Annotated in this window: 10 protein-coding genes; 2 read left to right on the top strand and 8 right to left on the bottom strand. The window is 46.6% G+C overall.

Annotation, left to right across the window (positions count from 1 at the left end):
• Positions 1 to 31: 31 nt before the first annotated feature.
• Both NDI42_RS16010 and NDI42_RS16005 read left to right on the top strand, forming a co-directional pair.
• Complete coding sequence (locus NDI42_RS16010) at positions 32 to 592, top strand: GNAT family N-acetyltransferase (RefSeq protein ID WP_190455254.1); 561 nt, start codon at positions 32 to 34, stop codon at positions 590 to 592.
• A complete protein-coding gene (locus NDI42_RS16005) occupies positions 589 to 1,308 on the top strand; it encodes a hypothetical protein (RefSeq protein ID WP_199311149.1) in 720 nt (239 codons plus the stop codon). Before NDI42_RS16010 ends, NDI42_RS16005 begins: the two co-directional genes overlap by 4 nt.
• An 18-nt stretch (positions 1,309 to 1,326) precedes the next feature.
• Here NDI42_RS16005 and dpdK read toward each other — a convergent pair whose 3' ends face one another.
• The 8 genes from dpdK to dpdH all read right to left on the bottom strand — a co-directional run bounded on the left by dpdK (position 1,327) and on the right by dpdH (position 15,150).
• Positions 1,327 to 1,848: a phospholipase D-like domain-containing protein DpdK gene (gene dpdK / locus NDI42_RS16000; RefSeq protein WP_190455251.1), complete on the bottom strand. Its 522-nt coding sequence runs from the start codon at positions 1,846 to 1,848 to the stop codon at positions 1,327 to 1,329.
• Between the two features lie 36 nt (positions 1,849 to 1,884).
• Entirely contained in the window at positions 1,885 to 4,284 is a 2,400-nt protein-coding gene (locus NDI42_RS15995; RefSeq protein ID WP_190455248.1) for a CHAT domain-containing protein, read from the bottom strand.
• A gap of 90 nt (positions 4,285 to 4,374) precedes the next feature.
• Positions 4,375 to 5,346 (bottom strand): tetratricopeptide repeat protein, encoded by a 972-nt coding sequence (locus tag NDI42_RS15990; protein ID WP_190455245.1) that lies wholly within the window; start codon positions 5,344 to 5,346, stop codon positions 4,375 to 4,377.
• Complete coding sequence (locus tag NDI42_RS15985) at positions 5,346 to 6,602, bottom strand: tetratricopeptide repeat protein (protein WP_190455242.1); 1,257 nt, start codon at positions 6,600 to 6,602, stop codon at positions 5,346 to 5,348. The genes NDI42_RS15990 and NDI42_RS15985 overlap by 1 nt, the downstream gene beginning before the upstream one ends.
• Before the next feature lie 164 nt (positions 6,603 to 6,766).
• Positions 6,767 to 8,119, bottom strand: a complete 1,353-nt coding sequence (locus NDI42_RS15980) for a hypothetical protein (protein ID WP_190455239.1) — start codon at positions 8,117 to 8,119, stop codon at positions 6,767 to 6,769.
• A 68-nt stretch (positions 8,120 to 8,187) separates the two neighbouring features.
• Complete coding sequence (gene dpdJ, locus NDI42_RS15975; protein ID WP_190455237.1) at positions 8,188 to 11,322, bottom strand: protein DpdJ; 3,135 nt, start codon at positions 11,320 to 11,322, stop codon at positions 8,188 to 8,190.
• Between the two features lie 26 nt (positions 11,323 to 11,348).
• On the bottom strand, positions 11,349 to 12,050 hold the full coding sequence (locus tag NDI42_RS15970) for a hypothetical protein (RefSeq protein ID WP_190455236.1): 702 nt from the start codon (positions 12,048 to 12,050) through the stop codon (positions 11,349 to 11,351).
• A gap of 4 nt (positions 12,051 to 12,054) precedes the next feature.
• On the bottom strand, positions 12,055 to 15,150 hold the full coding sequence (gene dpdH / locus NDI42_RS15965) for a protein DpdH (RefSeq protein WP_190455234.1): 3,096 nt from the start codon (positions 15,148 to 15,150) through the stop codon (positions 12,055 to 12,057).
• Position 15,151 lies beyond the last annotated feature (1 nt).

The following is a 15,151-nucleotide window of genomic DNA, read 5'->3' as shown; positions in this document are numbered from 1 at the left end:
ATGAAACAGTTGTCGAGTTGCCCAATGTTCGTTGAATCGCCCTATTCAGCTTCTTAGAGTTCGAGATAGACAAGTCGTTGATGCCATCCTGACGGAGGTAACTCAGAAGCACTTGAATGATGCCGAAACGCTTTGGGAACCTTTACTTCAGGGGACTGGAGCAGAGGATGAGTACTGGGATTGGGTTGCCAAGAGCCGTCGAGCCAAGCTGTTACCGGGAGATGAACTTTATGCGATTGAGTGTGATGGGGTCACTCAGGGCTTGATGACCATCGACCTTTTGAAAAAGCGCTGCCAGATTGAATCTCAATTGAGACAGAGGTTAGTGTACATTAGAGGGCTGGCAACGGCTCCTTGGAATAGACCTGCCATGACGAATCCTCCTACCTACAAAGGGGTTGGTGGAAACTTAATCGATTTTGCGATCGCCCGAAGTTATGAATTAGGTTATCAAGGCAGGATAGGCTTACATGCCTTGCCAGGTGCGTTAGGATTCTACAGAAAGCTAAGGGTGAGACTGCTCGATTGCGGTTCCGACCCTGAAGAACCGGACAATCTCATCTATTTTGAAACCCTACGGCAACAGCCATGACTCAGTCGCTCCCCACTCCTGATTCCTCTGCGAAAGCTTCGCTATCAAAGCAGCAAGCTACACAATCCCACACGATGACGGATAGTGAGACCCGTTACCAACGGTTGATGGAATTGGTCGAGGCAGAAGATGCCTCTAATGGGGAAGTTGGCTGCGGTCGGGATTGGGGAGAGCGGCTTCCCGTCTATCTGAGAACCTGCGGCATCAATATCTCGGATGAGAAGCTGAGAAATCTACTGAGAGAACATCTAGGTCATGTGCTGATGGAGCGGGATTTTGACTCGATCATGACTCAAGTGAGTCGCTTTATCGAGTCAAAGGTTGTGCAGGCTCACACTCAATCAGAGCGTCCCAAACCATCACCAACACCATCGGAGCAAGTTGCCCAACACATTCCTACGGGAGAACTCAGAAAGATTTTTCAGTCTGAGTTGGGGGAGTTTTGTAATGATGCCGATATCGAGCAAATCGTCCAGTTCACGCATCAAGTCATCCACAAAGCAGTGCTTCACCCTCGATACACTTGGCCCCAACCCATCTGGGTGCTGAGGAGTGGAGAGAAAATCTATATTGCTCAAGCCTCTGGACTCGAAGTTGCGATCGCTAAAGTCAGGGAGCAAAACCCTCAGGAAACTGGGGAACTGCAAGTCGTGAAAGTTGGAGGACTGCTGGCACCAGACCAAGTGATTTCCCTGGAGCGGACGGTTTTAGATTAGCGCAATGACTGCGGTTGGTTATGGCTTCGCCCCTCCCCAACGGTTGGTGAAAATTAGCTGTTGCTCGGCAATAACTTCTGGGGATGTCTCGTAAGTTAAGGCTTCTTCGTTGACGGTAATGCCGTTGTAGGTGAAGTTCATGGAACCCGCGAGATAATAGCCGTCTCCCAGGATACCTTTGGTATGGAGTTCTTCTGCAATGTAGAAGCGCACGGCTACGTCGAGGCGGTCAATCCTGGCTTTGAGTCCTTCAATAAAGCTGTGGTTGTGGGTGTCGGGACGGGTGGCAATGTGGATGGTGGTTCCTTGTTCGGCTAGGGTGGCGAGGACTTGCGAGAGGTGAACGCGGGTACGACTCCAAGATGGCTCCAAGCACAGGAAGGTGTTGGCGCTGTTATCGATAATGGGGATGTCTGATATCCAGGGGGAGACGAGCCACAGGCATCCGCTGGGGGTCATTAGTTCGGAAAGGAAGATGGCTTGGAGCAAGTCGGGGACTTGGCGGGAGCTTAGGCGGGAGTGAATATATCGGGAGGGCATTTCATCTCATTCTTTGCAGAGATGTACTTATTTAACTTAACCAGATTCTTGTTGTGAGCTTTCACCCCCATCTCCTGTCAACACAAATGCGGCCCAGAAGTCAGGATGAGGATAATCTGTTCGCATTTCCATCTGTGCCTGTCGCAATGCTTCAGCTTTACCCATCCCTGCTTTAAGGCGGGTGTAAAACCGTCTCATCAGCAATGCTGTTGCTCTTTCATCTACCTGCCAGAGACTGGCTATTAGGGTTGGAGTGCCAGCATAGATAAAGGCTCGGTTAAGCCCAACGACTTCATCCCCTTGACTCAACTTACCAAGGGTTGTCTCGCAAGCACTAAGAACAACCAAATTCGTAGCTATTAACTTGAGGTTGTAAACTTCGTGAACTTCAAGCTGACCGTCTTTCTGAAAATCCTCAGCTTGCTCGTCTGGGGCTAAGTGAATAGTGCTGAACAGAGGATTGTTGCTATAGAACTTGCCATGAGCAGCAATATGTAGAATCTTAGCGTTCGTAGCTTTAGACCAAACAGCGCTTTCAGTCGCCTCTTTACCTACTAGGGCTTTAGTGTTGAATAGATCTGCAATCTCGTTTGCGCTTTCTCTAGAAAAGGGCAAAGAAGGTTGATTTTCAACCGATGGGTCACCTAGTATCAAGATAGTTTCAGTTCCGGAAATAATTTTATCAGGTAAAAATCGCAGGGTGCTGGCACTAGGTAGATTCAATAAAGTATAGTCCTCAATGAGGTAGCGATCTCCATCGGTTAGAGCAGCAAAGGGAAGATAGTGGAGAATGCTGTGAGGAACGATACTCAGTTTAGGCGTTTTGAAATCGGACTTAAGAGGAGCAATTAACCAGTCGTATAGATTCTGGAGTGTATCCGGATAAAGGTTATCTCTCTCAGAATGGTCTTGAAAAAGATGTATCTCTTTCGAGAGTTTTTCTCGACGAACATCTAAAGCAACGGTTTTGAAGCTATCTTTAGTGAGCAGGAAGACAAGAGTCCGTTCATCCGCGACAAAGTATTCAGCTAGGGTGGTGTCTGTGTCAAGACGCTCTTGAATTTCAGCTATAGAGGCAACATCTACGCTTTTAAGAGCCACCGTCTCCGGGCTGTGAATTTTTAACTCGGTTAACCAGTCTTGGTATTCTTGTTCAAGCGCTTGTAACTGCTCGTTAAAGGGATCTTCCCGTCGGAGCCTTATAATTTCACGTTCTAGAGCTTCTCCCCGTTTGATGAGCTCGGCGTCTGCTCCAGCGCGAAAGTCTATCCGAGCATTAGCCAGTTGGTCGAGGAATGATCGAGATCGCGCTCGTTCGACGTAATTGAAGGCTTCTTGAAAATAGTTTTCGGAAACGAGTAGATTAATCAGCTCTTCGTAATCACTAATCCATAAATTCGCGAAGGAGGCAGCATTTTCTGAAACCTTGAGAATACCTCGAATTGACTCAGTAATTTTGATCGAGTCCTGATAGTATTTAATTGCCTCTGAAATGTTGCCTCGTTGTTTAGCGACTCTCCCCAGTGCAACTAAACCGATTGCTTGCTGTTGAGGGTCATTGAGTTCGTTTACTAACGCTAAGGCTTGCTGGAATTTATCCGCCGATTTATCATACTCTTCCCGATCAAGGTAAACTGCTCCCAAGTTGTGTAGAGCTTGCATTTCCCCAAAAGAGTCTTGAGATTCTAGGGCAATCGCAAGCATCTGTTCGTAATACTCTGCTGCCCGATCGTAGTTTTTCTGCAAGAAATAAGCATTACCTAAATTGCTCAGAGCTAACCATTCAGTCCTAGCCACTTCCATAAGTACAGTAGCAGGGAGTTCATTGCTGTTAGCCTTAAGTTCTCTAGCAACAGCTAGGCTGCGATCGGCGTATTCGATTGCCTTATCATAGTTTTCTAACGCCAGGTAAGGAACGCTTAAGTCCCCAAGCAGACGGCCTTGCATTGGGCGATCGCTTAGTTCCTCGGCAATGGCTAAACTATTCTGGAAATACTCGATTGCTTTGTGTCGGTCGTAAAAGCCATCGTAAGCAATTCCTAGAGCTTGGAGAACTTGCATTTCTCCCTGGCGATAATTGATTTCGCGATAAAATGTCAGTGATCGCTTCCAGGATTGCAAGGCTGCTAGGACTTGAGGAATCTGCTGAAAATATTGTTGGTGTCCTTGGTAGTAATAGCTATTAGCCAAAGCTAATATAGCTTGCTGTTCGATTTGGCGATCTGGCAATCCTCGTGCAATAACTCGACATTGATCGAGTTTTTCAATGGCTAGGGCATATTCTTCCAGCTCTAAGTAAACCAATCCCAGGTTTCCCAGCGCTATTGTCTCACCTTGGCGATCACTGTTTTCCTGAGATGTTTCTAATTTTTCTTGCCAGAACTCCAACAGATTTTGCAACTGATCGTTTCGATCTAGCTGTGGACTCTGAGTCATACGCTGTTTGCCCTTAGTTAAAGAGTTATGGAAGTTCGAGCTGAACTCCTCGGCTTTAGAACGATCTGGAAATACTCATCGCTACGTAACTCAGCCGTTCATCTCAGTAAGTCGCTCTTCCAGTTCGCTAACTCGCTGCTTATCTCTTAATTCTTCATAAATCGCCTTAGCTTTCTCTAGGGAATCTATGGCTTCCTTCCTCTTACCGAGGCTCCATCTGACTTCCCCTACCTCAACTTCTGCTAGGGCAACTAGCTTTTGATACTGCACCTCAGCTTCACGGAATAGTCCAATCCAGCGATACAGCTCACCCAGTTGAGTGTAAACAGCAGAAAGTTCGGCGGGTTGGTTGAAAACACCAGCAGCCTCTACATCTTTAATGAATGCTTCTAGGGTTTCAATGGCTAGAGCCACTAAGTTTTGGTCTGCATAGAGATTAGCTAGAGCTAATGCCTTCAATAAATCGGATAAGTCCTGTTCCTGAATGTTTTGGGCAAGTGCCTGCACGGTTTCAGCCTGCTCTGCATCAATCAGCTTAAATCCCAATGCCGTTTCCTCATTGGAATTTCTGCCTGTATCTGCCTCAACTACTAGTTTGTAGCTAACGTCTGGCTGCAACGGTGGCTCACCTGGATAAACAAACTCGCAACGATTATCATGACAAACCTCTTCTCGGCTCACTTGCTTAGCCCACTCCAACTCCCGACCTCTAACCGTTACAGTGAAGCTACTAGCATCCGCAGCCGCATTCCAGCGCAGTATTGGTGTATCGGTAAGGATGAGGGTATCTCGTGGGCTGATGATGTAGGGAATCCTGGGATCTCCCGGACTCATCACTTGTGTTGGGCAAATGTACCGCAAACCCACCAGCAGATCGTCAGGTACGGGTTCGCTTGGTGTACCATTGCCACAGCGAATCTTGACAGTTGCACCAGACTTCTTCCTGAGCAGAGTACCCAAAACTATTTTTGTGCCCACAGACACTTGTTCCCAACTTTGCTGCCCGTTCCGTTTGATCTCCACAGTGCCTGTAAAGGCAGTAATTTCAGCAGGATTTGGCATTACTTCGCTCCCTTGGCGTTCAAACGTTGATTTGCTATGTAAAACCACTCATCTTCCTCTGGAGAGCGTGGAGTGCCATATGCAATACATAAATCCCATTCTGGCAGTGCCTTTTCCGGAGTACTTTTACGGTTCTCTTCCAGAGCTTGGGCTAACAAACAATGAGCAGAGCCTGTGACTTCATCTAGAGAAATCGATTTTTCTATAGTAATTGCGCTTTCAAGTGCAATCCGAGCTTCAGTATAACGTTCTTGCTCCACACGTACCCAACCCAAGTTTTTATGCAATTCATATAATAGTTTTTTATTTTCCTTTCTTGTTTTTTTATTTTCCGCTCTAACCAATTCTAATCCTCTGTATATCAGAAGTACTGCTTCTGCATACTTTTTTTTCTGAATATACAAACGTGCTAGAGCGCTGTGGGCAGTACTAAAGTCTCCACCCACAGCAAACTTGTACTGAGTTTCAGCTTTATCTATTTCTTGTAACTGTTCGTAAAGTCGTCCCAAATTGTAGTGAGCTTCCGCATTATCTGGATTAAGGCTAATAGCTCTCTCGTAATCAGACTTAGCACTTCCCCAATTGCTATTCTTGTAGTTTTCAAACCCTTGGTGATTAAAGTAGTCAGAAATACTGGGTAGGCGATACCGAAAGCCAATTAAACTTAGTAAAAGTAGCAGGGAAAATCCAAACTTAATCTCCTGCCAGAGATGGTTATCAATTCTTAGTTTGGCTAAAACTTGCTCTATACCTTGGCTTCCTGCCTTGGTTAACACACCGCCAACTGTTAACAGTGCCGATATACTGGGGAAAATCACGGCAAAAGAGCCAACTAAATCCAACCCACCGCTCAAAAAACGGTTGGAAATGTCTACTAATAGACTCAATGAAGCTGTTAGGGAAGTAATCGTCAATCCATTCCACAACCAGTCCACAACATCTAACCGATGGAGCGGCTCCGGTAAAAACCACCACCAGGCATCCTCTGGAGGTTTTAAAATAGTACGCAAATCTGCTAGATTAACCGTTTGAACAATGCGTTTACCCTGTTCTCTTACGCGATTATCTAACTCAACAACTTGAATAACTTTCTCTTCAGGAATTTGGCGGGTATCAGTTAAGGCAGACTGAACTGCATCGCGAGCCATCAATACGCAAAGAACGGCTTCGGCTGATAGATTTTTTTCTCCTTTCTCGATTACATCAAGTGCTGCCTTGTAACGGCTAAGAGCAAAATCTAACTGATCTGTTGTCATTAATTTCAATGGCTAAAACGAGAAGTTATATTTGGTGTCAATTATTTTTGCCACTCGCGTCAATTATACGTAGATGCAAAATCCTCACTAAACAAGGATTTGAACAAACTTCTAGTTGTGCTATTCATAGCCCGAATTGAAAGAGCTTGAGACTGAATTTTTCTTCACTGCACCGCCTCCCTCATCCTCAACCTCACGGCAAACCCACGCGGATGCCTCTGCACCCCCTCAACCTGCGGATAAACCTGCAAAAACCCAAGCTCCACAGGTTCCGCCGCCAAACCCAAAATCGCCGACTTCAAATCCCTCTTTGCATCAGGATGAGCAATCAGCGAAACCGAGATACCCCGTTTAAACGCCTCTGCCACCTGCTCCCGCCAATCCGGATTATCCAGCCAAACTGTGTATTCATCCTTTTGTAACACATCCAGCAACAGCTCTCGATCCGCATCGGGAAGCACCGCAAACGGATTGTAGGAAGACAAAGCACGCGATCGCAAAATATTCCCTCTAGACCACAGCAACCCATAAATCGCTTGAAACCGCCAATAGGGATTAGGCTGAACCAAACCCAGATGCGACAACGCTCGATCCAACTGGTCATCATTGCTGACTACATAAGCAAAAACCCGCGCATCAATCTCAATCCCTAACCGTTCCTCCTCCTCATGCCACAACCGAATCAAATCCAGCAGCAGCTTATCCGTTTCCTGATTACTCCCCGGACGCAAAACCCGTGCATTAATCGCCGTCATCACCGGATGCGTCACCAAAATCCCCTGAGAAGACAGCACTTTCCGGAGGCGATCGCTTGCCTGTTTCAGTTCACCATACCCTGTTGCCGACCGCACATCCCCCATTGCCTCAGCTACCTCAGCACTCGTTTCGGTCAACTCCAGTAACCGAGTCAGTTCCGAGTCCACAATCTCGAAATCCGAAGGCTCAAGCGCACTACTAGCCAACCGAAAGAAATTCGCCGGGTCAGCCGCATAGCGCCGTAAAATTTCCTCAATTACCCCGCCGCCGCCAATTGTAGACTCTGTAATCCAGATTTCCTCCACTCCTGAAGGGATAGCAGCAGCATCCGGCGATTCCGATCGCACTCCCGGATCGATATCCAAAATCAGCTCAACCGCATCAGACTGAGGACACAACTGCCCGCAAGCATCCAGCAACGCCCCTCCCAGCGTCGCCTTAAATCGCAGCGCCGCCCACCGATGCCACTCCTCATCTGGCTCTGACCAAAGCACTGGCGCAAGGTGATTTAAAATCCTTTGAACCGCCTCAAGGTTGCAAAGTCCTCGCAGTCGGTCGTGTACCCTCTGCCGCCCCTGCGTCCGGTCGGGTGCCAATTCATCCCGTTCTTCCCCTTCTTCCAGTAACGTCTCCTCCACATTCAACGTCTGAAAGATGTTTTCCAGCACCTCTGCCATTTCCTCACCCATATCTTCACCCCTGAGAGCCTCAAACGCCTCAGCCAGAGAAACTTGGTCTGCCAAAGCGCGAGCAGAGAGCATTGACAGATAGATTTGACACAGCCAATCCCGCTGAAACACATTGGTGAGTGCACATAATCCCTCATCCGTCAAGACCCGATGCCGGAAATACGCCGTCCGAAACGCCCGAATCTTCTCCCGATTCGCGTCACTGGGGCTAATTCTGAAACTAGCTGGGATGCGGAAGCGAAACACCAGAGCATCAACCGATTGGGCAAACCCGATTGCAGCAGGGCAACCATCCTGTTTCTGCGTAAAGCGATCGTAGTATCCAATTCCCCACCGTTGCGGAAGCGGAGGTTAGCATGGGATGCGATCGCAAACCGTCGCACCTCCACAGGCGATTGTTGGCTGTGGCTGAAGCAGCAAACCTCTTCAATAATTTGGCACCAGGGGGAACCTTGAGGCAAATCCAGTTTTGTGCCGGAGTCCGGCGGTACAAGCTGAGTGCGCCATTCCAACTGAGCATTGGACGTGATGGAGACATCAGCCGGAACTTGGGTCGGATTCAGCGCCCAAGGACGAACGCAGCGAATCTCAACAACCTGTCCGTCTTGCCAAAACTGAAAATTCCCTGCTTCCTCAAATTCGCTACAGTAGTCCTCAACGGTCAACTCCTGCTCTGAACGCTGCAAATCTGGCGGGGCAATCCAGTGAGTCGCACGGATATGCTGCACCCCAAATCGGCGCGTTGCTCTCCCAGGCGCAAAGGTTTTCAGCGCTTGGACAATCGGCATGGGGTTGACATCCGGTTCGCTGTTGCGCGTCGCTGGCGGCGTGGTAATCGTCACCTCTGGCAACAGCAAATCGCTAAATAAGTTCGGGGGAACGAAATCCGGCAAAGGTGCGAAGGGAACCTGGTAATCTTGATCTGATTCATCGGAGTGAATGGGAATCCGCTTCCACCCAGACTTCAGCCGCCGCAACAACGTGGGAAGCACTGCCATCATCAACGACCTCGGCGGTTCCCACAGAATTGACTCGGCTTCATCCCTAGTGAGGTGCAGTGCCGATTGCAGGTAAGCTTCCAGGTCGCGTTGCCCCGCCTCGGTTTCTAGAATATTCTCAGTTAGGGTGATTTCCTGCCGCTGGCGAACGCTTGCATAGGTAGACGGACTGGCAAAGTCATTCCACACACTCCCTTTGCTAGTTCTAGCCGGAAGTTGTTGAGCCACCCAATCCATGAAGGCGAAAACCGCTTGAATTCGTAGAACATAGCGGTTGGCGATAGGGAGCGATCGCTTTTCCAAGATGGGGTTAAACAGGACATCATAACCTTGATAAGCAATGCGATCGCGTCCGTAATCCGAAAGCACCACCACTGTCCAAGGTCGCATCGTTCTGCGCCGTCCCGCCCGTCCCTTCCGCTGGAGAAACGATGCCATATCTCTGGGTGCCTTGTGCTGCATCACCGCACCCACTTCCGGGTCATTAAATCCCACTTCCAGGGCAGCAGTAGCAACAACCGCGTCTGAATCTGGGGTAACGCCTGTATCCTGAGAACTGGTGCGTCCAATACTCAAGGGGATTTGCAGCGCATGACCGATTTCCTCGCACAGGTGCCAGGATTGTCCGGCGATGAGGCGTTCTGCACTATTGGCAGCACCATGCGATCGCAAAACCGCCAGTGGCTGTCGTCGTGGTAGCGGACGACCCCAACTGTCCCGACCTTCAGCATCTAAAAGGTTGTGGAATAAGCGATTGGTGACATCCAAATCATCGGTGAAGGCAAAGACGCGGGAACCATAAATTCCGTGACTGGGTGGGTCGAGAGAGGGGTCGAGTACGCGCCGCAACAGCATTGCCGTCTGGATACTGGTAGAGAGCAAACTTGTCCCCGACACCGGGTCGCCCCTGAGAACCAGTTGATACTCCATCCCCTCCGCCAACAGGTCTTCACCGGGAGAAATTTCTTTTACCGAACCAGGGGAAAGACCCGTAAGTTGGGTAAAAAATTCCTCAGCACTTTGCAGCGTCGCCGAGAGTCCGGTGAATTGTACTTTTTTATTAATGACCTTCTGCCACCGCCGCAGCAGATAAGCCACTTGCGCCCCATGAATTCCAGTGTAAGTATGCACCTCATCCAGCAGTACCATCTGAGGCGGTTTCTCTGCACCGATGCCGAATACATGACTGTACTGGGAGTCCCCCATCGATCGATTCAACATTTCTGTAGTGGTGAAGACTAAATCGGGAGGCGTTTTCGTCATGCGATCGCGAGTCAAAACCACCTCGTCTTCCTGAATGACAGCAGCACAAGACTGGGTCATACAAGAAAGTCGCTCTTTACCTGCCTCCACATCCACCCGTCGCCAGGATAGCGCACCCTCGCATCTGGGACATCGCAAGTAGGGACAGGTAAACCCCCCAGCTTCCGATTGCCACCGATTCAATTGCTTATCTTCTAAAGAAGCTTTTCTTGGAGTCAGTCCAAAGAACGCACCGATAAGGATTTTTCGCTTCCCCTCTGCCTGGAGGACAACATCCAGACGGCGTGCTTCAATATAGGTTTCAGAAAACTGGTCTTTGAGCAGTTCATTGCGGGGATAAATGGCGAGTCCCTTGCTCCAAAACTGATTCTTTTTCACCAAACCCGCAATGTGTGACAGCGCTGGCAGGTAAAATGTCAAAGTCTTTCCCGTTCCAGTTCCGGCGCAGACGATTGTGCCTCGGCTTTTGGTACTGTTCAAGTTCCGCAGCATCTGCATCGTGGCACGTAACTGGAAATCTGCCAGATGGAGTTCACCTCGGTTGGGTGAACTCAGCATCGCCTCAAGCGCCTTTTGCCTGATGGGGTTTAGTAGTTTTTCGGCTTCAAGCTGTGCGATCGCTTTTTCTGGGGAAATGTGCCGTCGTGGATAAACTCGCGGACGAATCTGAAAGCGATAATCAGCAACAAGAGTGGGTGCAGTTTGCCAATTATTGTTGGGGAAAAGTTGACGTAAGCGTGCAAATAATCTGACGGCTTCTGCCATCCGGGTGCGAAAACGGCGATTCCCTCTGAGGTTCAGTTCAAACAGCAAGCGCCGTTCTTCTATCATCTCATCTAAAAAATCCCAAACATCCTCATCAGCCTCTTTATCGGTCAGGAATTCTTCAGCCAGTTCTTCCAGTTCATCCTCAGAGAATCCGCCATCCACAACTCCCCAAGAAAGGAGTTGAACTTCCTTCTGTTCTAAAATATCGAGGAATTCTTGAATTAATTTATCCCACTGTGTAGTCACCTTTCGCCTTTTTTCCATTCAAAATTTTAGGTCAAGCGAATTCGTAAAGAATCAGATATTTCATGACGAACGATCCACTCTTGAACTTCTGGAGTCAGAAGCGTCAGAGGCGCTCCTTGATTAGCAGCAGCTTTGAGAAAGTCCTGCACTGCATCAGGTACTTCATCAGAATTAAGGCTATCCCAAGACTCTCTCAACTGATCAATCAATCTATCTATATTCTCAAACTGCTCACAGCTCTTAGGGAATTCCTCTCGCGGGATGAGTGCATCTAGGTTTCTAATCTTTTGTACAGTTGATTTAAAGGCATCAACCCTACCCAACAGATTAAGCGTTTCTTGATTAGTAATAATTCGCAAAACTAGGTAGTTTTTCCAGGATTGTGAGAGTTGCTGTGTAAGAGTATTAATCAATCCTTCTACAGTGGATATAAAAATGTTGCCTTTGAAGTTTTTATTATCGAGAATCCACTCCGGTTCTTTCTGAAAGTTTTCCTCCGCTATGGTAATAATTTCCAATAACTTGTCCACTTTCTGTGTTAAATCAAAAGTAACAAGTCCTCGCTGACGAAACGCTCTAAATGCGTTGACAATGGGGGTAATGCTCGTGACTGCTTGACTAATTATTTGTTGTCTCGATTTAAAGCCGTCAAGATTATCAGCATAGTTTTGGAGAGCAATTTTATCCTGCGACAACTCAATGATCTTTTGTGATTTTTCTAGGAGCATGGGTTCATCCTCTAATCTCAGTAACCAGACTACGCAATTGGGCTAATTCGCTTTTAATTGCTTGAAGGCTAAATTCAACGGTTCCACCTTTATTTGATTTAAGTTGTCCAATGTCATTCTGTGCGCGAGTTATGGATGTATCCAGAAAACTATTGGTTTCCTTAAGAAATTCTGAAGCATCCTTCATGGCTTTTTGATGGGTTTCGCTTAGATATTGCAGCAGTTTGGTAGGGGCGCTATCTATTTTCTCATTTTCTGCCTTTACACGTTTCATTGTCTCTATATAATTACCGAAGCGAGTTCGCTGAAATTGGTCTATTATAGATGTTAGATTTTCTGCGTTTTTTTGACCAAAAACACCTGCTGCGCTTGCCTTATCCATTGCCTGCTTAACAGCATCTATTACATCTTTTTTCTTTATATCTTCCCCAAACTCAGCGACTAATAGTTGGTAAACACCAAGTTGGCGTTCGCGCTCTTCCTCGATTGCTTGTACCAGTAATTCGTTTATCTTTTGCCGAACTTTCTGAATTACCTCATATTCTTGGCGTAAATCATTCGGAATTTCACATTTAGGTTGCCATTCTTTACGAATATCTTTAAGAGGTTCGATAATTTGAACGGTATCAATGATTTGGAACGGCGAGCGACTACCTTTCGTACAAGCAATTCGACTCTCGACAATTTCTAAGAGCTGTTTCCGATTTTTCTGAAAAACCTTAAATAACTCTTTCCACGTCTTAGTTCGATTTGCCTCATCCTTATCCTCTAAATCTAGGAACAAAGCATTAATTAAATCATCTAGAGAACTGGTAGGATGTCCAGACATTCGCGCTGCGATCGCCAGTAACTCCACTGCTGCGGGGACAGGATTCCAAGGTTCACCAGACTCTCTGGGACGACGGCGAATCTCTTCTATTACATACTGGCTCCATCGTTCTAGTTGTTTAGCGTAAGCACGGAAGTAGCGATCGCCATTAAGAAACTTCCAATGCTTGTAATAGCTATACTGCAAAATGCCTTGGAAGGCGATCGTAGTATCTCGAAAGTCCTTCTCATCATCGGGATTAAGCGGGAGAGATAAAATAATTCCCGAAAGATACTTTTCCCTTCTTGTCACTTTTTGACTCTGAACAATAACATTTTGTTGCTTAAATATTTTTCCTCCACTACCAGCAAAGCTTCCTTCCAATAACATTTCTGTATCCCATTCTATCCTCTCGACAATGGCAGGATAAACAAATTCACGAATTAGTTTTTCGATATCTTGAGGTAAAATGTCCTGGTTGTTCCAGTTACTAAGAATTTCAATTTGGTTATCTAGTTTTGTGGTAATTTCCTCAGCTTGTCTTGTGGGCAATTCCTGCTCTAGGTTGTAAACTGCTGATGATTCCTTGGTACGCGGAACTACCGTTGAAGTTTGCGTCTGCTGCACGGTGACTCCCAATGGTGGAAGATTGAAAGCCGTATGAACTTCAACAGGTAAATCAACAAGATTATCACTGTCAGTCCATAGATCGAGCAGTACCTCACGTCGAGCAGCATTTAAAGGGTCTTTGACTCTAATTTCATCCTGAACTATGGCACTGAGCCTCTTTTTACCAAAGTGTTCTTGCAGCGAAACTGAAGGAAAACGTCCTTGTCGAATATCAGTAACGGAATTTTCTAGGGTATATTTAAGGACATCCTTAATCAAAATTCTAGGGTTAAAGTTTCCTCTATTGACCCGACTAAGCATTTGTTTCAATGCTTTTGGTGTAAAGGGATAAATTCCTATTTTATTCACCTCTCCAAAGGCAGCATGACAAGCTTGTTGATATTCGCAATCGTCGCAGAAATTTGGTGTCTCTATTCTGTTAACTCCATCTTCTTTTTGAGCCTTTGCCCAATTACGAATTTCCTCATCTTTCAAGCGAACTGCATTAAGATATCGAGCGATAAACTGTTGGATGTCTGCTTCATTGACTAAGGATTGATTGCTAACTGCGCCAACATCTAGATTGACACTGAAGGTAACTCGTTGCAGAACCGTATCAAAACGCTTGACTAAACCGTCATAGTACCCTGTTGTACAAGCGAGTGCAGTTCGCATGGCACATAGAGGCTTATTTCCTGGTTGTTGAGGTTGTGCTAAAACCGCTTCTAGTACCTCTAGATCGATGCCTTTTAGCTTGGCAAAATCTTCAACTAGTAGAACCAGCTCGATGCCCTTGTCTGCTAAAGTTTCACGCACGTCACGCATTAATCTTTGCAGGTCTTCCCGACCAAGATTTAATACCTGCGTAATTGCTTCATCCCGGTGACGATTTAACCAGTCTACGGTTGCCTTTTGTAGGTTGTCATTACTGATAAGAAAACTGTAAAACTCTTGTGCTTGCTGTCCTGCTTTTGGCAAATCCAAAACATTTAATGGTAAGTCATCAATGGAAAAGTCTCTCATTTCCTCAACAACTTTGGATGTATCTTGGTGTCCGAGAGTGTGAATAACTAGACGATGAATAATACTGCCGTCTTTGAGCCAATATTCTCGAAAAAATGGATCATACAAGAGGGAGTGAAGCTCATCAACTAAATAGTTTTGTTCATCAGTGAGTTTGGAGCGATCGCGCTTTCCCTTATCGCCTACTGCGGCGGCTAACTGATTAAGCAATTGGACACGAGCTTGAACTTCTGTTAATGTACTTGTAGCTTTATTCAATCGTTGTCGATATTCATCAAACTTCTCCCCCTCCATTCCCTCAATATTTAGGATAAGACCAATAATATCGTTTAAGTTCGTACCAATTTTAGGAATCAGCAAAACCTTGCGTGTATCGGTTGATTGAATATTTGCTGCTAACCAACGGATTAGGTGTGACTTTCCTGTACCTGACTCTCCTAAAACAGGTACAAAAGCAAAGTCTTCTGTTGCTAAAAAATCTCTTAGAAATTCCTCCTCACTATAGCGAATCTCTGAGCCACCCTTGATGAGTTCCCCCCGTTTCATGGCGACTGGATGGTGAGTTGCTAAAAATATATGATCGGGAGGCTGAGTTGCTTCCACGTTCATGATGCTCTGAACTTGTTGAGAACGCCAGCAAACAAAATTTTGAAATGTCATA

It is taken from the genome of Funiculus sociatus GB2-C1 (assembly GCF_039962115.1).
Lineage (GTDB): Bacteria > Cyanobacteriota > Cyanobacteriia > Cyanobacteriales > FACHB-T130 > Funiculus > Funiculus sociatus.
Note: the sequence above shows the minus strand (reverse complement) of the source record. Positions and strands in the feature narration are given on the sequence as shown.